The organism is Acidovorax sp., assembly GCF_046314175.1.
Lineage (GTDB): Bacteria > Pseudomonadota > Gammaproteobacteria > Burkholderiales > Burkholderiaceae_C > Acidovorax.
On the sequence record NZ_JBKBXG010000089.1, the window covers coordinates 1 to 21,493 of the forward strand.

The window sequence follows — 21,493 nt, forward strand, 5'->3', positions numbered from 1 at the left end:
TTGTGATCGACAAAACCCCACACGGATTGAAACAAAGCGTGCTGGAGCCTGTGCATTTTGTCCCTCTAAAATCGGGGATTGCCTGAAGGGAATTGCTTATGTTCGTATCGCGTGGTCTTGTAGTTGGGTTTACCGTGGCACTGGCGGGTCTGGTGCTCACCGGCTGTGGCACCCGGCTGTACAAGGCTCCAGTGGAAGACCGAGGCACTTCGTCCTCCGCTCCTGCGTCTGATGTGCAGTCCGGTGTAGTGGTCGGCACTCCCATCAAGCCGTTGCCCGGCGCAGAAAACGCTGGAAAACCCGGCTACTACACAGTCAAACCCGGAGATACCCTGATTCGCATTGGCCTTGATTCGGGCCAGAGCTGGAAAGACATCGCCCGCTGGAACAGCCTGGACAACGCCAACCTCATCGAGGTGGGCCAGGTGTTGCGTGTTGTGCCTCCAGTTGCCGTATCGCAGGCTGTGGCCGCAGATACCGGCGTCGTCACACGTCCCGTTACTTCGTCCAGCGTGACGCCTGCGGCCCCCGGCAGCGCACCCGCCGCACCCGCCACGCCTTCAAGCGCAGCCAAGCCTGCCACACCAGCCGCCTCTGGCCCGGTGGTGGCTGTAGCCCCCACAACGCCAGCCACCGCGCCTGCGACGGCAGGTGAAGACGATGTGGGTTTTATCTGGCCTGCGGCGGGATCGTTGATTGCCGGGTTTGATGAAGCACGCAACAAGGGCTTTGACATTGCAGGCAAGGCCGGCGACCCCGTGCTCGCTGCGGCCGACGGTCGCGTGGTGTACGCCGGGGCGGGGTTGCGCGGGTATGGCAACCTGGTCATCCTCAAGCACAACAATACCTTTCTGACGGCATATGCCCACAACCAGACCTTGCTGGTCAAGGAAGACCAGTCGGTTCGCAAGGGGCAGAAAATTGCGGAAATGGGCAGCACGGATGCAGATCGTGTGAAGCTGCACTTTGAAATTCGCCGACAAGGCAAGCCCGTCGATCCGTCGCGCTACCTGCCCGCCCGTTGAAGCCCATGGGCGATCATCCGCCGGAGTGCCAATTACCCGTCGTTGATGACCTGACGGAGGTGGATGACGGTTTGCTTGTCTACGAGTCCGAAGCGTTGGCAGGTGCCGAGAGCGAGCTGCGGCCCATGCAGATGGGTGCGGAACAGCACGCCGCCCGGCTGGACCGGGCGCTGGTCGATCTGGTGCCTGAGTTTTCCCGCAGCTACTTGCAGCAGCTGCTCGCGCAGGGGCTGGTCAGCGTCAATGGCAAACCGGTCCTGAAAGCATCGGCCCGGGTGAAGGCCGGGGATCAGGTGGTGCTGGAAATGCGCCCCACCTTGCAGAGCCAGGCCTTTCGCCCCGAGCCAATGGCTATCGATGTGGTTTATGAGGACGCACACCTGCTGGTGGTGAACAAGCCCTCAGGGCTGGTGGTGCACCCAGCGCCTGGCAATTGGAGTGGAACGCTGCTCAATGGCTTGCTGGCCCGGGACGAAAAGGCGCAGTTGGTGCCGCGAGCGGGCATTGTCCACCGCCTTGACAAGGACACCAGCGGGCTGATGGTGGTGGCCCGTGACCGCGTTACCATGGACGCGCTGGTCGCCCTGATTGCTGCGCGGAAGGTGCAGCGCCAGTATCTTGCGCTGGCACACGGATCGTGGACGGGGGCCAAGGCCCGCACCGTGGACGCCCCCATAGGGCGCGATCCGCGCAACCGGTTGAGAATGGCGGTGGTGGATCTGGCGATCCATGCCGGAAAATCGGCACGCACCGATATCCGGTGTCTGGATGCGGTGAATGGTGGTTGCTGGGTGCAGTGCACCCTGCACACGGGGCGTACCCATCAGATCCGTGTACACATGGCGTCTTTGAAACACCCGTTGGTGGGTGATAGCTTGTACGGTGGTGCACCGGTGGAGCACATGCAGCGTCAAGCTTTGCATGCCTACCGTTTGGCGTTCACGCACCCCATGACAGGTGAGGCCTTGGAGTTCCATGTCCCCTTGCCAGACGATATGCAACAGGTGCTGTCTTTGTGGGGGCTGGGCTACAATGCGCCCTGATGGCCAGACAGGCCCCCGCCCGAAGTTGGAATTCCACCGGGCTCCTGCGCCGCGCCTGCGCTCTTGAACAGCGCGCTCTTGTCGCTTTCGCCCTCGCTGCTTGCCCCCTGCTGTTGATGTGCCACCCGTTGCAACGCGTGGCACTTTTCCAGGAATCGCTGAACCATGAATACGGTGGATGCCAAACGGGTCCTCGAAACTGCGTTGATCTGCGCGCAGCAGCCCGTGCCATTGCGCGAGTTGCGCATATTGTTCAACGACGCGCTGGGATCCGACACCCTCAAAGTCCTTCTGCACGAATTGCAGCTTGACTGGTCGCAGCGAGGGGTGGAGTTGGTGCAGGTGGCGACAGGATGGAGGTTTCAGAGTCGCCCGGAAATGCGCGAGTACCTGGACAGATTGCACCCCGAAAAACCGCCGCGCTATTCGCGCGCCACTATGGAAACGCTGGCCATCATTGCCTACCGCCAGCCGGTCACCCGGGGAGACATCGAAGACATCCGTGGGGTGACGGTCAATAGCCTGATCGTCAAGCAGTTGGAGGATCGGGGCTGGGTGGAGGTTATTGGGCACCGCGAGACCGTAGGGCGCCCGGCGCTGTTTGCGACGACCCGGCAGTTTTTGGATGACATGGGCCTGCAGTCACTGGACCAGTTGCCCGTGTTGGACGACCCGACTGGCAACGCGAATGTGCTGGAGGCGATGGCGGCTGCGGCGCAGGGCGTGATTGAGCCTGATCCAGCCCCAGCGCTGGCCGACTTGGACCCCCGTGCAGAACTAGCCCGACAGGCTGATGCGCGGGGAGAGGGCGACCAGGACCGCACTATTGCGCAACCAGTGGATGATTTTTTTCAGAATGTGGAGACAGATCTCCGCGACGACCACGCTGATACCCCTGGCGGTATCCAGGGAAACACTTGATGAACGACTCGACCCCCGAAAATCCGGACGCTGCGCCGGTCCCTGAGGCTGCCAACATGGCGCCTGATACCAAGAAGCCCGCCGCCAAACGTGCGCCTCGCAAGAAGGTCGTCAAGACCGACGACTTGGCTGTTGCTGGCGCAGAAGCTGCCGCTCCGTCCGTGCAGTCTCCCGACTCATTGGTTTCCGAAGCCTCACCTGAACCGGCGCCGCAGGATGCGGGTCGCTTGCCAGATGATGCGAGTCCTGTCGAAGCCGGGGCTGCCTCTGTCCAAGGTCAGCGGCATGTTTCCGGGGGGCATCGGGCACGTGTGCCGCGCGCAGAGGGCCAAGGCCGCGACAAGCGCCGAGGGGCTGCCCCGGTTGTTGAGGGTTACCGGTTCGAGGATGTGGTCTCGGGTAAATTCGATGAAGACGATGCCTCTGAAGTGGAGGTCCCTTCCAAGCGTGTTTTGTTGCCTCAGGTGGAAACACCCAAGCTTCATAAGGTGCTTGCCCAGGCGGGGCTGGGGTCACGGCTTGAGATGGAGCAACTCATTCTGGAAGGCCGGATTTCAGTCAACAACGAGCCCGCCCATATCGGACAGCGCATCCAGTTTGGAGACCAGGTCAAGGTCAACGGCAAGCCCATCCGCTATCGCATCGATCCTCCACCGGCGCGTGTCATCGCTTATCACAAGCCGGTGGGCGAGGTGGTGACCCATGACGACCCGCAGAATCGCCCTACGGTTTTCCGCAAGCTGCCGCGGCTGATGAACGGCAAGTGGCAGTCAGTGGGACGTCTCGATCTGAATACCGAAGGCTTGCTCCTGTTTACGAGCTCGGGCGAATTGGCCAACAAGCTCATGCACCCCCGCTTCGGGCTGGAGCGCGAGTACGCCGTGCGTGTTCTTGGCGCGCTCAGCAATGAGGAAAAGCAAAAGCTGCTGGACGGCGTGCGCTTGGACGACGGCATGGCTTCGTTCGGCTCGATTGAAGATGGCGGCGGCGAAGGCGCCAACTGCTGGTATCGCGTCACTATTTCCGAAGGACGCAATCGCGAAGTGCGCCGCATGCTGGAGTCCGTCGGGCATGCCGTGAGCCGGTTGATTCGCATCCGTTACGGCGCAATGGTGTTGCCGCGGGGGCTCAAGCGCGGTGCGTGGCTGGAACTGGACGACAGCGACATCCGAGCGTTGGTGCAGGCTGCCGGCGCTGGGCGTGCTGAACCGCTGGAGGGTCGCGATGATGTTGCTCCAGGTCCTGGTGGGCGAGGCGGGAGCAGCCGAAGCCGGGGGCGGAGTGGACCGCGGGTGGGTGATGGTCCCCGTGGAAACATGTCCCAGGGCGGACCAACCGGAGGTCCGCGCGGGCAGAAGCCTCGCCGCGACGGCGGAGGTCGGCCAGCGCAGGGCGCCCGGGGTAACACTGCAGGCGGAAATGATCGCCAGTCTGTAGCGTCGCAGCCAGATCCATTGAAAACGTCCGTCGGTTATATCGGCGTGGACAGCTTGTCCCGACAGCGCCAGGACAAGCGCCGCCCGGGGGGGGGTGGCCCCCGCCGGGGCGGCCGCTAATCGGGCCTGCTTTTATCAACGGTTAGAATCGAGGGCTTTGTCCAACGGGCAAACGAATCACAGCAACATCCAATCAGGAAAATTCATATGGCTATCGAACGCACTCTCTCCATCATCAAGCCCGACGCAGTGGCCAAGAACGTCATCGGTCAGATTTACGCTCGCTTTGAAGCCGCTGGTCTTAAAGTGGTGGCTGCTCGTATGGCTCACCTGTCGCGCCTGGAAGCTGAGCAGTTTTACGCTGTGCACAAAGAGCGTCCTTTCTTCAAGGATCTGGTCGACTTCATGATCTCCGGCCCCGTGATGATCCAGGCGCTGGAAGGCGAGAACGCGATTTTGAAGAACCGCGAACTCATGGGAGCTACTGACCCCAAGAAGGCAGAAGCAGGCACCATCCGCGCTGATTTTGCTGACAGCATCGACGCAAACGCAGTGCACGGCTCTGACGCTGCCGAAACGGCTCAGGCAGAAGTCGCCTTTTTCTTCCCTGGCCTGAACGTCTACTCGCGTTGATATGGTGGTCCCCATGCCTGTTCCCGCGATCGTGGGATGCCTGCGCCATGGGGGCGAATGCGCCCTGCCCACTGGGAAGCGGGCGCGATGACCACGAATCTCCTCGAATTTGACCTCGACGGCTTGGCCGCTTTTTGCGAGCGACTGGGCGAAAAGCGTTTTCGCGCAACCCAGCTGTTTCGCTGGATTCATCAGCGGGGCGCAAGTGATTTTGATGCCATGAGCGACTTGGCGAAAGCCTTGCGCGACAAGCTCAAAGGCTGTGCGCGCGTCGAGGCACTGCCCGTCATATCGGAGCATGTATCGTCGGACGGCACCGTGAAGTGGCTGTTTGACGTGGGCGATGGCAATGCGGTTGAAGCTGTTTTTATCCCCGAGGATGACCGCGGCACCCTCTGTGTGTCTTCGCAAGCCGGCTGTGCGGTAGGCTGCCGTTTTTGTTCGACAGGGCACCAGGGTTTCAGTCGTAACCTGACAACGGGGGAGATCGTTGCCCAATTGTGGTTTGCCGAGCATTCGTTGCGCCAGCGCTTACACACTGCAGATCGCGTCATCTCCAACGTGGTGATGATGGGGATGGGTGAGCCGCTGCAAAATTACTCGGCATTGCTGCCGGCCCTGCGCGTTATGCTGGACGACCACGGGTATGGCCTGTCGCGTCGCCGGGTAACGGTCTCTACGTCAGGCGTCGTGCCGATGATGGACCGGCTGGCGCAGGACTGCCCTGTAGCCTTGGCGGTCTCGTTGCACGCGCCCAACGACCCCTTGCGCGACAATCTGGTGCCGCTCAATCGCAAGTATCCGATTCGAGAACTGCTGGATGCGTGCAACCGGTATCTCGCGCATGCTCCGCGGGACTTTATTACTTTCGAATATTGCATGCTCGACGGGGTGAACGACCAGTTTGAACATGCCCAACAGTTGATTGAACTCGTCAAGCCGGCCCGGGGTGCAGGGGTTCGATGCAAGTTCAATCTCATACCCTTCAATCCGTTCCCCGCGTCAGGGCTCTTGCGTTCAGCGCAGAATCAAGTCACCGCGTTTGCAAAAATTCTGAGCGACGCTGGCATTGTCACAACGGTGCGCAAAACACGAGGTGATGATATTGACGCGGCATGCGGCCAGTTGGCTGGAGATGTCAAAGATCGCACGCGTGCCGCAGAGCGTATGGCGAAGCAGCGCACAATCATGCTCAAACCTGTCACGTGATTTCGTAATTCGGTTTATATCAAGGAGGCTCTACATGGTGGGATTGGTTGGACGCTGGTGGCAATTTGGCCGCTGGACACTCACGGCATGTAGTGCGGTGGTTTGCGCGGTGATGATTCAAGGCTGCGCAACCAAAGGGGATGGTATATCGGGCATCGGTAGCAGTGCTGATAGTTTTACTCCGTCGGATGAGCCTGAGTCACGTCGCCGCGCTCGCATTCGCCTTGAGCTTGCATCCAACTATTTCGAGATGGGGCAAACTGCGGTGGCTTTGGATGAAGTCAAGCAGGCTCTGGCGGCGGACCCTGGCTATGCGGATGCGTTCAATCTGCGTGGTCTGATTTTCATGCGGCTTAGTGACTTTCCTCAAGCCGAAGACAGCTTCCGCCGTGCGTTGGCATTGCGCGGCAACGACCCCAATTTATTGCATAACTACGGCTGGTTGATGTGTCAGCAGCAGAAATATGCAGAGGCCGATCAACAGTTTGTGCGGGCGATCGCCAACCCTGCCTACACCGCGCGCAGCAAGACGCTGATGGCGCGTGGGTTGTGCCAATCGGGAGCTGGTCAGTTTGCTGATGCCGAGCAATCGTTGCTCAAGGCCTACGAGCTGGATGCGGGCAACCCTGTGGTGGGATATCACTTGGCATCGCTTTTACTTCGGCGCAATGAGTTGACGCGCGCTCAGTTTTACATTCGGCGGCTCAATAACAGTGAGCTGTCCAACTCTGAATCTCTTTGGTTGGGAATCAAAATTGAACGTGCGATTGGCGACACCGTTGCGATGAGGCAGTTGGCCGATCAGTTGCGCAAGCGGTTCCCTGAGTCCAAGGAACTGGGGGCATACGAACGCGGGGCATTCAATGAGTGAAGGTGCGGTAGTGGAAGGTGGAGTGACAGCCGGCGGCATGTTGAAGGAGGCACGGCAAGCCGCAGGCATGCACATTGCGGCGTTGGCAGTCGCACTGAAGGTGCCTGTGAACAAATTGGAGGCCCTGGAAGCAGACAACTATTCGGTTTTGCCGGATACCGTGTTTGTGAGAGCGCTAGCGTCGAGCGTTTGCCGAACCCTGAAGGTGGATGCGGCTCCCATCTTGGCATTGCTGCCGCAAAGCCACAGTCCTCGACTGTCGGAAGATTCTGCAGGTTTGAATGCGCCGGTCAAAGGGCGGGCTGTAACGTCATCCGCGCCGTACACATCTTCCCCTTCGTTTGGGAGTTCAACGTCCCGATCTGTGACTGTGGTGGTGCTTGCGCTTCTTGCCGGTGCCTTGGCACTGGTGTATTTCCCCCGACAATCCGACAACGCGTCAGGCAGTGCTGTTTCCGCCAGCACTGAGCGGCGCCCGGGGGCAAACGAAGGCGCATCCTCGGAGGCTGGGGTTGTGGTGGAGCGAGCAGTAAACCAGACTCCAGTGAATCAAGTCTTGGGGACGACTCAGACAGCTCCGCCCTTAGCAGCGTCGGTAACCCAGCCCGTGGCGGAGCCTGCTTCCGCACCCGTCACCTCTGCTAGTGCGCCTGCCAGCGTTGTGGCGCCAACAGGTATCTTGCTCTTGCGCGCTCGTAGCGAATCGTGGGTTCAAGTAAGGGATTCGGCGGGTGCCGTAGTGCTTCAGCGCAATCTTGCAGCTGCGGAGTCTGTGTCTGTGTCGGGCGCTCTGCCCTTGTCTGTGGTGATTGGTCGTGCAGACGTGACCGAGGTTTTTGTGCGTGGCAAGCCGTTTGAGTTGACGGCGGTGTCACGCGAAAATGTTGCGCGCTTTGAGGTGAAATAGTGGAAAACGCACAGCGAGATATTGAACCTGTGGCGATTTCGTCGCCTTTGCCGCGTCGTTCGCGACAGGCCCAGGTGGTGTGGGGGTCACGTGTCGTCTCCGTTGGAGGTGATGCGCCTGTTCGTGTTCAGTCGATGACCAACACCGATACTGTGGATGCCATTGGCACTGCAATCCAGGTCAAAGAGCTGGCGCAGGCCGGATCTGAGTTTGTGCGCATCACAGTCAACACCCCTGAGGCGGCAGCTGCTGTTCCGTATATTCGAGAGCAGCTTGATCGAATGGGTGAGAGTGTTCCTCTGGTCGGGGACTTCCACTACAACGGCCATCGCCTATTGACGGACTTTCCCGACTGCGCCCAAGCATTGTCCAAGTACCGGATCAATCCAGGCAATGTTGGCAAGGGCAACAAGCGGGATCTTCAGTTCGGCCAGATGATCGACGCTGCCATGCGCTGGAACAAGCCAATACGCATTGGTGTGAACTGGGGTAGTCTCGATCAGGAACTGTTGGCGGGTCTGATGGACATCAATAGCCGTCGCGCCTCACCCTGGGAAGGACGCCAAGTGATGTACGAGGCGCTGATCACGTCGGCTATCGAGTCAGCGAACAGGGCTCAGGAGATGGGGTTGGACGGAAACCAGATCATCCTGTCGTGCAAGGTAAGCGGTGTGCAAGACCTGATTGCGGTTTATCGTGAATTGGCTCGCCGCTGTGATTACGCCTTGCACTTGGGCCTGACTGAGGCGGGAATGGGCACAAAAGGTACCGTAGCCTCTGCTGCTGCGCTGTCGGTGCTCCTGCAAGAGGGCATTGGTGACACCATTCGTGTGTCGTTGACGCCCCAGCCGGGTGAAGCACGTACTCAGGAAGTGGTCGTTGCGTCGGAAATATTGCAAGCACTGGGTTTGCGCGTGTTTGTGCCCAGCGTTACCGCCTGCCCCGGCTGTGGTCGCACCACCAGTTCGACTTTTCAGGAGTTGGCCAAGCAGATCGACGATTTCTTGCGCTCGCAGATGCCGGTGTGGCGCGTTCGTTATCCGGGTGTGGAGAGTTTGCGCGTGGCTGTGATGGGATGCATCGTCAACGGGCCCGGCGAAAGCAAACATGCAGACGTTGGTATCAGCCTGCCTGGCACAGGTGAAGCCCCGGCTGCACCTGTGTTCATCGACGGTGAAAAAGCCCTGACCCTGCGTGGCGATGACATTGCCAACGAGTTTCACAAAATCGTGGAGCAGTACATCGAAAGGCGCTTCGGCGCCAAGGCTGTGGTCACTCCCTGATCCGCCGTTCGGCGGCGCGTTACACGGCGCTGATTCCCCACAGACTTGTGGGTTCTAACTACTTTCTACCCCAAGAAAAACAGATCGTGACAAACGAACAAAAAGCCGTTCCAAACAAGCCCGAGAAACTCGTTGCTGTAAAGGGCATGAATGATATTTTGCCCCCGGAGTCTGCACATTGGGAGTGGTTGGAGGGCAAGGTGCGCGAGCTCATGGAGAGATACGCCTATCGAAACATCCGTACTCCAATCGTTGAGCCTACGGCATTGTTCGTTCGCGGGCTCGGAGAGGTTACAGACATTGTCGAAAAGGAGATGTATTCGTTTGAGGACAGGCTCAATGGCGAACAACTGACCCTGCGCCCTGAGGCGACGGCCGGCGTTGTCCGGGCTGTTGCCGAGCATTCCTTGCTTTATGAGGGTGGCAAGCGGCTCTACTACATGGGGCCCATGTTTCGTCATGAACGTCCTCAGCGCGGCCGCTACCGTCAGTTTCACCAGATAGGCGCTGAGGCCTTGGGCTTCCCCGGGGCTGAAGTAGATGCTGAATTGATCCTGCTAGCGAATGCATTGTGGCGCGAGCTAGATCTGAAAAATGTTCGTTTGGAAATCAATAGCCTTGGGCAGCCCGCTGAACGAAAAGCCCATCGTGCGGCATTGATCGCCTATCTTGAGCAGCACGCGAGCATTTTGGACGAAGAAGCGAGGAGACGACTTCACAGCAATCCCCTGCGAATCCTCGATACTAAAAATCCAGCCATGCAGGCGATGATCGAAGCAGCGCCGCGATTGATTGATTTTCTAGGACCCGAATCGCTGGCCCATTTCTCTGCTGTCAAGGCGATCTTGGAAGCCAATGGTGTGGAGTGGCGTGTCAACCCCAGGCTGGTGCGAGGCATGGATTACTACAACCTCACTGTATTTGAATTCGTCACGGATCAATTGGGTTCGCAAGGCACGATTTGTGGCGGGGGGCGCTACGACTACCTGATTGAGCAAATCGGTGGCAAACCAGCTCCTGCTGTTGGATGGGCGCTCGGGGTGGAGCGGGTGCTTGAGCTTTTGAAAGAGCAGGGTAACGTTGTTCCGTCGCTGGTGCCCGATGTGTATGCCATTATTCCCTCGTCGGCGTCACTCCCACTGGCCGTGTCAACTGTTGAGCAATTGCGTATGCAAGGGGTCAAGGTGCAGATGCACGCAGCGCCTGCTGGGGCCGACGGCATGGGCAGCATGAAATCGCAGTTCAAGAAGGCCGATGTCAGCGGCGCGTTGCATGCGCTCATTTTTGGAGATGACGAATTGTCCCGAGGCATGGTGACGCTGAAATCGCTGCGCGATGGTGTTGGGGCGCAATCCGAGAAAGCGCTTGCCGCTTTGGCAGACTGGGCGCCCCACCTACAATCCAATCCCTGAAACGTATATATCCCATGGCAAAACATCTCGATCTTGAAGAACAAGAGCAGCTTGATCAACTCAAGCATTTCTGGAACACGTGGGGCACATTAATCAGTTCTGTGTTGATCCTGGTTGCAGGCGCTCTGGCTGCCTGGAACGGGTACCAATATTGGCAGAATCGCCAGGCAGTTCAGGCAGCAGCCTTGTTCGACGCTGTGGATGCAGCGGCCCGTTCCGGTGACTCAGCTCGGATGGAGCAAGCATTTGCAGATCTGAAAGGCAAGTACTCTGGCACCACTCAAACGGCGCAGGCAGGGCTGACGCTTGCGAAAAGTCTTCTGGACAATGGAAATCCAGATGGCGCCAAAGAGGCATTGAGTTGGGTTGCAGAGAAATCTTCAGACGATGGGCTTAAGGCGCTTGCGAAGCTGCGATTGGCCAGCGTGTTAATGGATCAAAAAAATTATGACGAAGCGCTCAAGCTTGTTTCGAGCGCTGCACCTTCCGAGTTTGAAGCTGTGTACGCAGATCGCAAGGGCGATATTCTTGTTTTGCAAGACAAACGTACAGAGGCTATCGCCGAGTACACCATTGCTTACAAATCGTTTGAGGAGGGCGTCGAATACCGTCGGTTGGTTGAGATCAAGCTCAACGCACTCGGTGTCTCGCCCGTTAGCCTGGCTGTGACGGCGGCTGATGCGGTGGGAGGGACAAAGTGACCATGCGTTTTTCTGGTTTTCCAGTGCGCCGCACCGCGCGCCTCTGCGGTGGCGGGCTCGTCTTGGCGATTGTGACTGCTTTGACTGGTTGTTCATCGCTCTGGGGCGGGGGGGGCTCCAAGCCAGTCCCCGCTGATCTCGGCGCTAACGTAGCTGTTCTTGGTGTGCGCCAGGCGTGGACTGCTCGTGTGGGTGGGTTGGCGGGTATGCCCATGGAGGTGCATTCAGCCGGAAGCGTTGTGACGCTAGCATCTGCAGATGGAGTGGTTGCGGCCATTGATGCCCGCACGGGGGGCGATGTGTGGCGTACGAGTCTGGGCGAGCCACTGTCTGCCGGGCTGGGCGCTGATGGCAACACTGCCGCCGTTGTCTCGCGCGCGAACGTATTGGTCGTTTTGGATGCTGGGCGCGAACGCTGGCGCCATTCGCTGGGTGCGCAGGTGTTTACCCCACCGCTCGTTGCAGGCGGCCGCGTATTTGTGTTGTCTGCCGATCGGTCTGTTTCTGCTTTTGATGCAGCGTCCGGGCGCAAGTTGTGGACGCAACAGCGGCCGGGTGAAGCCTTGGTTTTGCGTCAAGCTGGCGTTCTACGTCCCGTAGGCGACACGTTGGTTGTGGGTTTGTCGGGGCGCTTGGTCGGCCTCAATCCTGACAACGGCAGCGTGCGATGGGAGGCGCCATTGGCTAGCCCTCGTGGGACTAACGATGTTGAGCGATTGGTTGAGTTGGTAGGTCGAACCAGCAGGGAGGGCGATAGTATTTGCGCCCGCGCTTTTCAGGCCTCCGTCGGTTGTGTCAACCCAGTGAGGGGTACTGTCTCGTGGACGCAGCCTGCTTCCGGTGCTGAAGGCATCCACGGGGACGCGGAGGCAGTATTCGGCACAGAAAGCAATGGCGCTGTGATTGCCTGGCGCCGTGTCGACGGTTCCCGTTTGTGGGCAACGGATCGACTGAAGTACCGTAAGCTTACGGCCCCATTACTTCTCGGGCGCTCTGTAGTTGTCGGTGATGACACCGGGTTGGTGCACCTGCTTTCTCGCACCGATGGAGCGCCGCTCAATCGCCTTTCCACTGATGGCTCCGGTATAGGCGCTGCCCCCGTCGTTGCAGGTGACACCTTGGTGGTCGTTACGCGCAACGGCAACATTTTCGGCTTCCGCCCTGATTGATAGGTCTTACTCAATGAAGCCAGTTATCGCCCTTGTGGGGCGTCCGAACGTCGGGAAGTCCACGTTGTTCAATCGTCTGACGAAATCTCGCGACGCGATCGTCGCAGACTTCGCAGGGCTTACGCGTGACCGGCATTACGGGAATGGCAAGCAAGGCAAACACGAGTACATCGTTATCGATACGGGCGGGTTTGAGCCAGATGCTTCTAGCGGCATCTATCGGGAAATGGCCAAGCAGACGCAGCAAGCGGTTGCGGAGGCGGATGTCGTTATTTTTGTTGTGGATGCGCGGGCTGGAGTTTCCGCTCAAGATCATGACATTGCAAAATATCTTCGGCGTTTGAGCAAGCCCTGTGTTTTGGTGGCCAACAAGGCTGAAGGGATGCTGGAGGGTGTGCAGCTTGCTGAGTTCTATGAACTCGGTTTGGGTGAGGTGTTTCCCATCTCCGCTGCACATGGTCAAGGTATTCGCAGCTTGGTCGACATCGCGCTGGAACCACTGCATCTTGCAGATCCTGAGGAGACGGATGGCTCCCCTGATAAAAGCATAGTCAAGTTGGCCGTGGCAGGGCGGCCAAATGTCGGCAAGTCCACATTGATCAACACTTGGCTGGGCGAAGAGCGGCTCGTAGCATTTGATATGCCCGGTACCACTCGCGACGCCATCACCGTGCCGTTTGAGCGCAATGGGCAGAAATTTGAATTGGTGGATACGGCAGGCCTTCGCCGCAAGGGTAAGGTTTTTGAGGCTATAGAGAAGTTTTCGGTGGTGAAGACTTTGCAGGCCATCGAGTCAGCAAATGTCGTGCTGTTGTTGCTCGATGCGACTCAAGGGGTTACAGACCAAGATGCGCATATTGCGGGCTATATCCTGGAAAGCGGCCGGGCCGTAGTCGTTGCGGTTAACAAGTGGGATGCCGTAGACGACTATCAGCGGCAGCTGCTGGAGCGCTCGATTGAGACGCGTCTGGCTTTCCTGAAATTCGCCTCGCTTCATTACATTTCGGCGAAGAAGCGGCAAGGGCTAGGTCCGTTGTGGACATCTATCGTGCAGGCGCACAAGGCGGCAACATGCAAAATGTCAACGCCTATCTTGACGCGGTTGCTCTTGGAGGCTGTGCAATTCCAGAGTCCCAAGCGTGCAGGCATGTACCGTCCCAAGCTTCGCTATGCTCATCAAGGTGGAATGAATCCTCCTGTGATCGTCGTTCATGGGAACTCACTGGAGCACGTAACAGACGCGTACAAGCGGTTCCTTGAAGGCCGCTTCCGCAAAGAGTTCGATTTGGTTGGAACGCCGCTTCGAATTGAGATGAAAACCTCTCACAATCCATTCGCAGAAAAGGATGATGCATAGTCAAAGGCCGAATCCGAGAGGGGCCATGCTTCGCCTCTGCCGAGGGTTCGCTTTGCTGTGGTAAGGTGGTGGTTTACAACAACATCTTGAACACGGAGAATATCGTGAGCAATAAAGGCCAGCTTTTGCAAGACCCTTTCCTCAACGCACTGCGTCGAGAACATGTTCCAGTGTCCATCTACTTGGTCAATGGCATCAAGCTTCAGGGGCAGATCGAGTCTTTCGATCAGTACGTGGTGCTGCTTCGCAACACGGTAACCCAGATGGTTTACAAACACGCTATCTCGACCATTGTCCCTGGACGTGCTGTCAATTTTTCTACGCCTGACACTCCAGAAGCAGATGGCGCCAACGCCTGACTCGTTGCTACCTTCATTTTTGTTTCAAGCTCAACATATGTGCGGGGCGGGTGCGCGGTGACGGCCGCAATCTCTCCCGCGCCCACCCCCGTCGTTTTGGTGGGGGTGGATCTCGGGCTTCCGCATTTTGACTCCGAATTGGGCGAGCTGGGGCTGCTTGCACAAACCGCAGGTATGGCACCAGTAGCGCGCATTACCTGCAAGCGCAAGGCTCCCGATGCGGCCTTGTTCGTGGGCAGTGGCAAGGCGGACGAAATTCGCATGCTCGCCCAAATGCACGGCGCAGTAGAGATTCTTTTCGACCAGTCGCTTAGTCCCGCTCAACAACGTAACCTCGAGCGTCAAATCGAGTTGCCCGTCAATGACAGGACGCTTCTAATTCTTGAGATCTTTGCTCAGCGTGCACGAAGTCACGAAGGAAAGCTTCAAGTGGAGTTGGCTCGGCTACAGTATTTGAGCACACGGCTCGTTCGCCGCTGGTCCCACTTGGAGCGTCAGACAGGTGGCATCGGATCACGTGGTGGCCCTGGCGAGAAGCAGATCGAGTTGGATCGTCGCATGATTGGAGACGCCATAAAGCGCATCCGTGAACGCCTGGTGAAGGTAAAGCGCCAGCGCTCAACCCAACGTCGGCAGCGCGAGCGACGGGATGCGTTCAACATTTCACTGGTGGGGTACACCAATACGGGGAAATCCACCATTTTTAACGCGTTGGTGAAAGCGCGGGCGTACGCGGCAGACCAACTCTTTGCGACATTGGACACTACGACCAGACAGTTGTATCTGGGCGCCGCGGGAAGATCGGTTTCCCTGTCTGATACGGTGGGGTTTATCAGAGATCTGCCTCACGGACTGATAGACGCATTTCAGGCAACGCTCCAGGAAGCTGTGGATGCAGACTTGCTGCTTCACGTTGTAGACGCTTCTAATGTGGAATACCCGGAGCAAATGGCTCAGGTGCAACGTGTGTTACGTGAAATTGGAGCCTCTGAAATTCCTCAGGTGCTGGTGTTTAACAAGCTGGATGCGCTGGGCGTGGAGCAGCGACCGAGTGCTTTGGAAGATATGTACGAACTGGACGGCCGTATGGCTCCCCGGCTTTTTGTAAGCGCGCGATCTGGCGAAGGTCTAGAAAGGCTGCGTTCGTTACTTTCATTTAAGGTGCTGGCAGAGGCAGAGCCCATGACCCCAGATGCAGCTATTGAATTACCGGATGAATTGAGCTAATTGGGCACAATGCAAGCATTGATCAACTTCTTCAGAGAACCAGAGACTTTGCGCATGAATTTTCAGAACCGGACCCAGCGATGGGCATCGTTGCCAGAACGCATTCGGGGAATGTTTAATTTAAACGACCCTCGCTGGGGTCGTGGCGACGACAAACCCGATGAGGCTGCGCGGCCAGAAGATCGGCCCACACCACCGCCATCCGGCAATCGCGGCCGTGAGCAGGGACCAAATGTTGGTGGGCAACCCCCCGATCTCGACGAATTGTGGAGAGACCTCAATCGCAAACTTGGAGGCCTTTTCGGGGGCAAGGGTGGCGGTAGCGGACGAGGTGCCGGAAACAACGGCGGGTCAGGCGGTGGTTTTCAGCCTGATATGAAAAGTGCCGGTGTAGGCGTTGGGCTGATTGCCGGAGTCATTTTTGTCATTTGGCTTGGAACTGGGTTCTTCATTGTCCAAGAAGGACAGCAAGCTGTTATCACCCAGTTTGGTAAATACAAAAGCACGGTTGGTGCAGGCTTCAATTGGCGCTTGCCGTATCCCATCGAGCGGCATGAGCTTGTTTTTGTGACTCAGATCCGGTCTGCCGATGTGGGACGAGACAGCATCATCAAGAGCACGGGTCTGCGCGAGTCTGCAATGCTGACTGAAGACGAGAATATCGTTGAGATCAAATTCGCCGTGCAGTATCGCTTGAGCGATGCAAGAGCCTGGTTGTTTGAAAGCAAGAACCCGTCCGAGGCCGTTGTTCAGGCGGCGGAGACAGCGGTCCGGGAAGTCGTAGGAAAAATGCGCATGGATACCGCTCTCGCCGAGGAGCGAGACCAGATCGCGCCTCGTGTTCGAGATCTGATGCAGACAATTCTGGATCGATATAAGGTTGGTGTCGAAGTTGTCGGAATAAATTTGCAGCAGGGCGGTGTTCGTCCTCCTGAGCAGGTTCAAGCGTCTTTTGATGATGTGCTCAAAGCGGGACAGGAGCGGGAGCGCGCCAAAAACGAGGCACAAGCCTATGCCAATGACGTTGTCCCGCGTGCGGTGGGCTCTGCTTCTCGATTGAATGAAGAAGCCGCTGCCTACAAAGCTCGCATCGTTGCGCAGGCCGAAGGTGACGCTCAGCGTTTCTCTTCGGTGCTAACTGAATACCAGAAGGCGCCGCAGGTCACACGTGATCGCATGTATCTAGAAGCGATGCAGCAGATCTATGGGAGTGTGACCAAAGTTCTGGTCGATTCTCGTCAAGGGTCCAACTTACTCTATTTGCCGCTCGACAAGATCATGCAAGGAGTTGCGACCGGATCCGGAGCTCAGGATTCATCGACCGCAATCGTTGCCCCGACTGGTGTCCCGGCTGCCCCCGCCTCTTTATCCACTGACCCGCGGGCGCGTGACAGCAGTCGCACACGCGATCGTGAAGCTCGCTAGGAGTTACCTGTGAACAGAGTTGGTTTTATTGCTTCCACTTTTTTGGTGGTGCTCGCACTGATGAGCTCGATGCTCTTTGTTGTTGATCAACGTCAGTTTGGCGTGCTTTACGCGCTGGGTCAGATCAAGGAGGTCATCACCGAGCCTGGGCTGAACTGGAAGCTCCCGCCTCCCTTTCAAAATGTGTCTTACATCGACAAGCGGCTGCTAACGCTAGATAGCTCGGATACCGAGCCTATGCTCACCGCAGAGAAGCAGCGTGTGGTGATCGACTGGTACGTTCGCTGGCGTATCTCGGAGCCCACTGAATACATCCGCAACGTTGGGCTCGATGAAAGTGCGGGTGCCATGCAACTCAATAGGGTTGTCCGTAATGCATTCCAAGAAGAAATCAACAAACGGACCGTGAAAGACCTGCTGTCGCTTAAGCGCGAAGCCTTGATGGCTGATGTAAAGCGCGAAGTACTTGAAACAGTTCGCGGGGCCAAGCCGTGGGGTGTGGATGTTGTGGACGTGCGAATTACCCGCGTGGACTACGTGGAGGCTATCACTGAATCTGTATACCGCCGCATGGAAGCAGAGCGTAAGCGCGTGGCCAACGAACTACGTTCGACTGGTGCTGCGGAAGGTGAAAAGATCCGGGCGGATGCTGACCGTCAAAGAGAAATTGCGATCGCCAACGCATACCGTGACGCGCAAAAGCTGAAAGGCGAGGGCGATGCAGAGGCTGCGCGTATCTATGCGGAGGCATTTGGGCGTGACGCTCAATTTGCGCAGTTCTATCGTAGCCTGGAGGCCTATAAATCCAGCTTCAGCAAGAAGAGCGACGTATTGGTGCTCGACCCAGCGTCATCGGAGTTTTTCAAGACCTTTCGGGGTGGGGTTCCAGCCCTTTCTCCGGTTGCACCACGCAAATAAGCATGTGCTTTCATCCCGTCGGTTTCCTCTAACGGGATGAGATGAGCTATCGATTTCGACGGGTAGCTTTGCGCATTGGTTGAACTGCCCGTTTGACGTTCTGACCAGCGCGTGTGGGATCGGGGCCGCGAGTCAGCTGGGCTCGTTTCTTTGGTGGCGGTTCTGGCAATGCTTATCACAATCCAACCACTGGGTTTGATCTCCGCAAACGTCTGCCGCCGTACAACTTGTTCGGGTCACAGGGGCGATGCCAGTAGAATCGCGGTTTTAACAGCCTCTCCTTTTCTCCATGTCTGCTTGGGTCCTTCCGGATCACATTGCCGATGTCTTGCCGTCTGAAGCGCGGCACATCGAAGAATTGCGTCGCGGGCTGCTTGATACAGCCCGCTGTTATGGCTATGAGCTTGTGATGCCTCCCATGCTGGAGCATCTGGAGTCCTTGTTGACAGGGACTGGAGAGGCTCTCGATTTGCAAACCTTCAAGCTGGTCGATCAGCTGTCCGGGCGGTCGCTGGGGCTTCGTGCGGATACCACTCCGCAGGTGGCGCGCATTGACGCACATTTGCTCAATCGGAAAGGGATTTCGAGGCTGTGCTACTGCGGCCCAGTGCTGCATACCCGTCCTGATCGCCCTCACGCTACCCGCGAGCCACTTCAATTTGGCGCTGAAATCTATGGCCATGCGGGGTTGGAGGCTGACCTTGAAGTGTTGCAACTGGCACGCGAGTGCTTGAGCATCGCTGAAGTGCAGGACACCACGATTGATCTGGCTGATGTACGTGTTGTGAGGACGTTGCTCGCTGGTGTTTCTCTGACTCCGCAGCAGTTGAATGGAATTCAGGTTGCATTGGCGTCAAAAGACTCGCAGGAGTTGGCTGCGCTGACTCAGTGTTTTCCAAAGGACTCTCGCGAGGGTCTTCTGGCGCTGTTGCAATTGTACGGCGATGCTTCGGTATTGGTCGAGGCAGAAAATGCGCTAAAACGCATAGCAGGTATGCGTGAGGTGCTATCAAATTTGAAATGGCTGGCATCTCGCCTGGACGGCGCTTCGGTGACCTTCGATCTTGCCGACTTGCGTGGTTATACGTATTACAGCGGCGCACGTTTTGCAATTTATGCCTGTGGTGCGAGCGATGCGTTAGTGCGTGGTGGTCGTTATGACGAAGTCGGCGCAGTGTTCGGTCGCAATCGACCGGCGGCAGGTTTTAGCCTCGACATCAAGCAGGTGGTGGGGGTCGTTGCTCCGCGGGCGTTGAAAGCCGCGATTCGTGCTCCTTGGGGGGAGTCCAGCGATGTAAACGCGGCTATTTCGAAGTTGCGTGCCGGGGGGGAAACCGTGGTTTGTGTACTTCCGGGTCATGAGAGTGAAGTGGACGAGTTCCACTGCGACCGCGAATTAGTGCAGATTGCAGGCCAGTGGGTCGTGCAGGCTGTTTAAGTAAACTGATATTTGAATTGGGTTTGAGATGAAAGCAACCAAAGGTCGTAACGTTGTGGTGGTTGGCACCCAGTGGGGCGACGAAGGCAAGGGAAAGTTGGTCGACTGGTTGACGGAGAGTGCGCAAGGTGTTGTTCGATTCCAAGGCGGGCATAACGCTGGTCACACGCTTGTGATCAATGGAGTCAAGACTGCGCTGCATCTAATCCCCAGCGGCATCATGCGTCCTGGAGTGAAGTGTTATATCGGCAATGGGGTCGTTCTCTCGGCTGCGAAACTGTTCGACGAGATCGAAGGGCTTGAAAGGGCAGGAGTAGAAGTGCGCTCTCGGCTGCGCATCAGTGAGGCCTGTCCTTTGATCCTGCCGTTTCACGCAGCGATCGATGTTGCGAGGGAAGCTGCGCGTGAGCAAGGCGGCGCGGAGAAAATCGGGACGACCGGGCGAGGGATTGGCCCGGCGTATGAAGACAAAATTGCTCGCCGTGCATTGCGGGTGCAAGATCTAAAGTATCCAGAGCGCTTTGCCTCCAAGCTACGCGAGCTGCTTGATCTTCACAATCATGTGTTGACCACTTATCTGGGATCGGGCTCGTTCGTATTTGGTGATGCGCTCAAGCCATATATCCTTAACGGCATGGTCCAGTTTGATGTTGTTTTTGCCGAGGCTATGCGCCATGCAGAACTGCTAAAGCCCATGATGGCAGACGTCTCATGCGAGCTCAACGAAGCCAATCGTGCAGGCGCTAATCTATTGTTCGAGGGTGCGCAAGGCACTCTGCTGGATGTGGACCACGGGACCTATCCCTATGTGACATCCAGCAATTGTGTCGCCGGAAATGCAGCCGCGGGTTCTGGGGTGGGACCAGGCATGCTGCATTACGTCTTGGGAATTACTAAGGCTTACTGCACTCGCGTGGGTGGCGGCCCTTTTCCAACAGAGCTCGACTGGGAAACGCCTGGAACTCCCGGTTACCACATGAGTACCGTCGGTGCAGAAAAGGGCGTGACCACAGGTCGCAGTCGACGATGCGGGTGGTTTGACGCTGCATTGCTGAAGCGCAGCGCCCAAGTCAACGGTTTGTCAGGCTTGTGCATTACCAAGCTGGATGTCCTGGATGGCTTGGAAGAGTTGCTGCTTTGCACTGGATACGAGCTGGATGGTGAGCGTATTGAGTTGCTTCCTATGGGCGCTGAAGACATCGCTCGCTGTACGCCGATCTACGAATCAATGCCAGGTTGGTCCGATTCCACAGTCGGCGTTACCGACTACGCCAAGTTGCCAGAGAGCGCTCGCCGCTATCTTGAGCGAATCGAGCAGGTCACTGGTGTCCCCATCGACATGATCTCCACCAGCCCTGATCGTGATCACACCATCATGATGCGCCATCCCTATGTTGCGGCCTGAGCGCGGGCATGCCGAAGTAACTGCTGCCTTAAAAGCAAACTACCCAGGAACTATCCCATGTTGACCGAAGACGGCAAACACCTTTACGTCAGCTATGACGAATACCACAGCCTCATTGAGAAGCTGGCCCTCAAAGTACATCAGTCAGGTTGGAAGTTCGATACGATCTTGTGCCTAGCACGGGGAGGGCTCCGGCCTGGCGACATATTGAGCAGGATTTTTGACAAGCCCTTGGCGATCATGTCCACAAGTTCTTATCGTGCCGAGGCAGGTACCGTCCAAGGCCATCTGGACATCGCACGCTTTATCACTACGCCGAAGGGTGAAATTGCAGGTAAGGTGCTCTTGGTTGATGACTTGGCAGACTCTGGACATACGTTGCATGCCGTGATCAACATGCTCAAGACGAACTACGCGCCCATCACGGAACTACGCAGTGCAGTGATATGGACCAAAGGGCTCTCCACGTTCTCTCCTGACTACTCGGTGGAGTTCCTGTCAACCAACCCTTGGATTCATCAGCCGTTCGAAGGATATGACAGTCTCAGCCCTGACAAGCTGCTTGAGAAGTGGCGCTTCTGAGAGGTTGATTGGCAAAAAGTCGATCTCTTGCTCAATTTCTCTGGTGCCCCTCAAAAACGGTGCTATAGTCGAGGGCTTCGCTACTAACGCGGTGCTGCAGAGATGTAGGGCGTAGTTGGTAGTTCTGCTGGTGGTTCAGGTATTGATCTGGGTTGTTGGTGGTGAAGAAAAA

General features: G+C 57.4%; 20 protein-coding genes and 1 pseudogene. All 21 read left to right on the top strand.

What is annotated here, in order from left to right; translation table 11 throughout:
• A pseudogene (locus ACK4OE_RS20540) lies at positions 1–86 on the top strand (protein-L-isoaspartate O-methyltransferase); the annotation flags it as partial.
• Between the two features lie 12 nt (positions 87–98).
• Entirely contained in the window at positions 99–1,025 is a 927-nt protein-coding gene (locus ACK4OE_RS20545) for a peptidoglycan DD-metalloendopeptidase family protein (RefSeq protein ID WP_409887566.1), read from the top strand.
• 5 nt (positions 1,026–1,030) lie between these two features.
• Entirely contained in the window at positions 1,031–2,068 is a 1,038-nt protein-coding gene (locus ACK4OE_RS20550) for an RluA family pseudouridine synthase (protein WP_409887568.1), read from the top strand.
• A gap of 165 nt (positions 2,069–2,233) precedes the next feature.
• On the top strand, positions 2,234–2,989 hold the full coding sequence (scpB, locus tag ACK4OE_RS20555) for an SMC-Scp complex subunit ScpB (RefSeq protein WP_409887570.1): 756 nt from the start codon (positions 2,234–2,236) through the stop codon (positions 2,987–2,989).
• Positions 2,989–4,545: a pseudouridine synthase gene (locus ACK4OE_RS20560; protein WP_409887572.1), complete on the top strand. Its 1,557-nt coding sequence runs from the start codon at positions 2,989–2,991 to the stop codon at positions 4,543–4,545. Before scpB ends, ACK4OE_RS20560 begins: the two co-directional genes overlap by 1 nt.
• 87 nt (positions 4,546–4,632) lie before the next feature.
• Positions 4,633–5,058: a nucleoside-diphosphate kinase gene (gene ndk, locus ACK4OE_RS20565; RefSeq protein ID WP_409887574.1), complete on the top strand. Its 426-nt coding sequence runs from the start codon at positions 4,633–4,635 to the stop codon at positions 5,056–5,058.
• Between the two features lie 87 nt (positions 5,059–5,145).
• Positions 5,146–6,267 (top strand): 23S rRNA (adenine(2503)-C(2))-methyltransferase RlmN, encoded by a 1,122-nt coding sequence (gene rlmN / locus ACK4OE_RS20570; RefSeq protein ID WP_409887576.1) that lies wholly within the window; start codon positions 5,146–5,148, stop codon positions 6,265–6,267.
• A gap of 34 nt (positions 6,268–6,301) precedes the next feature.
• Entirely contained in the window at positions 6,302–7,138 is an 837-nt protein-coding gene (gene pilW / locus ACK4OE_RS20575) for a type IV pilus biogenesis/stability protein PilW (RefSeq protein WP_409887578.1), read from the top strand.
• 37 nt (positions 7,139–7,175) lie between these two features.
• On the top strand, positions 7,176–8,045 hold the full coding sequence (locus tag ACK4OE_RS20580) for a helix-turn-helix domain-containing protein (protein ID WP_409887596.1): 870 nt from the start codon (positions 7,176–7,178) through the stop codon (positions 8,043–8,045).
• Positions 8,046–8,065: 20 nt separating this feature from the next.
• Complete coding sequence (gene ispG / locus ACK4OE_RS20585; protein WP_409887598.1) at positions 8,066–9,328, top strand: flavodoxin-dependent (E)-4-hydroxy-3-methylbut-2-enyl-diphosphate synthase; 1,263 nt, start codon at positions 8,066–8,068, stop codon at positions 9,326–9,328.
• A 146-nt stretch (positions 9,329–9,474) separates the two neighbouring features.
• Positions 9,475–10,740, top strand: coding sequence for a histidine--tRNA ligase (gene hisS / locus ACK4OE_RS20590; RefSeq protein WP_409887600.1), 1,266 nt, complete (start codon positions 9,475–9,477; stop codon positions 10,738–10,740).
• 14 nt (positions 10,741–10,754) lie between these two features.
• Positions 10,755–11,441 (top strand): YfgM family protein, encoded by a 687-nt coding sequence (locus ACK4OE_RS20595; protein ID WP_409887580.1) that lies wholly within the window; start codon positions 10,755–10,757, stop codon positions 11,439–11,441.
• Positions 11,442–11,443: 2 nt separating this feature from the next.
• On the top strand, positions 11,444–12,610 hold the full coding sequence (bamB, locus tag ACK4OE_RS20600) for an outer membrane protein assembly factor BamB (RefSeq protein ID WP_409887602.1): 1,167 nt from the start codon (positions 11,444–11,446) through the stop codon (positions 12,608–12,610).
• 13 nt (positions 12,611–12,623) lie between these two features.
• A complete protein-coding gene (gene der / locus ACK4OE_RS20605) occupies positions 12,624–13,967 on the top strand; it encodes a ribosome biogenesis GTPase Der (protein ID WP_409887582.1) in 1,344 nt (447 codons plus the stop codon).
• A gap of 104 nt (positions 13,968–14,071) precedes the next feature.
• A complete protein-coding gene (gene hfq / locus ACK4OE_RS20610; protein ID WP_409887604.1) occupies positions 14,072–14,326 on the top strand; it encodes an RNA chaperone Hfq in 255 nt (84 codons plus the stop codon).
• Positions 14,327–14,425: 99 nt separating this feature from the next.
• Positions 14,426–15,553, top strand: a complete 1,128-nt coding sequence (hflX, locus tag ACK4OE_RS20615) for a GTPase HflX (RefSeq protein ID WP_409887584.1) — start codon at positions 14,426–14,428, stop codon at positions 15,551–15,553.
• A 54-nt stretch (positions 15,554–15,607) separates the two neighbouring features.
• A complete protein-coding gene (hflK, locus tag ACK4OE_RS20620) occupies positions 15,608–16,978 on the top strand; it encodes an FtsH protease activity modulator HflK (RefSeq protein ID WP_409887586.1) in 1,371 nt (456 codons plus the stop codon).
• A 9-nt stretch (positions 16,979–16,987) separates the two neighbouring features.
• Positions 16,988–17,896, top strand: coding sequence for a protease modulator HflC (gene hflC, locus ACK4OE_RS20625; RefSeq protein WP_409887588.1), 909 nt, complete (start codon positions 16,988–16,990; stop codon positions 17,894–17,896).
• 289 nt (positions 17,897–18,185) lie between these two features.
• The gene (locus ACK4OE_RS20630; protein WP_409887590.1) at positions 18,186–19,334 is read left to right on the top strand and encodes an ATP phosphoribosyltransferase regulatory subunit; all 1,149 of its coding nucleotides are present in this window, start codon (positions 18,186–18,188) and stop codon (positions 19,332–19,334) included.
• Between the two features lie 28 nt (positions 19,335–19,362).
• On the top strand, positions 19,363–20,739 hold the full coding sequence (locus ACK4OE_RS20635; RefSeq protein ID WP_409887592.1) for an adenylosuccinate synthase: 1,377 nt from the start codon (positions 19,363–19,365) through the stop codon (positions 20,737–20,739).
• 57 nt (positions 20,740–20,796) lie between these two features.
• On the top strand, positions 20,797–21,321 hold the full coding sequence (locus ACK4OE_RS20640; protein ID WP_409887594.1) for a phosphoribosyltransferase: 525 nt from the start codon (positions 20,797–20,799) through the stop codon (positions 21,319–21,321).
• Positions 21,322–21,493: the final 172 nt, after the last annotated feature.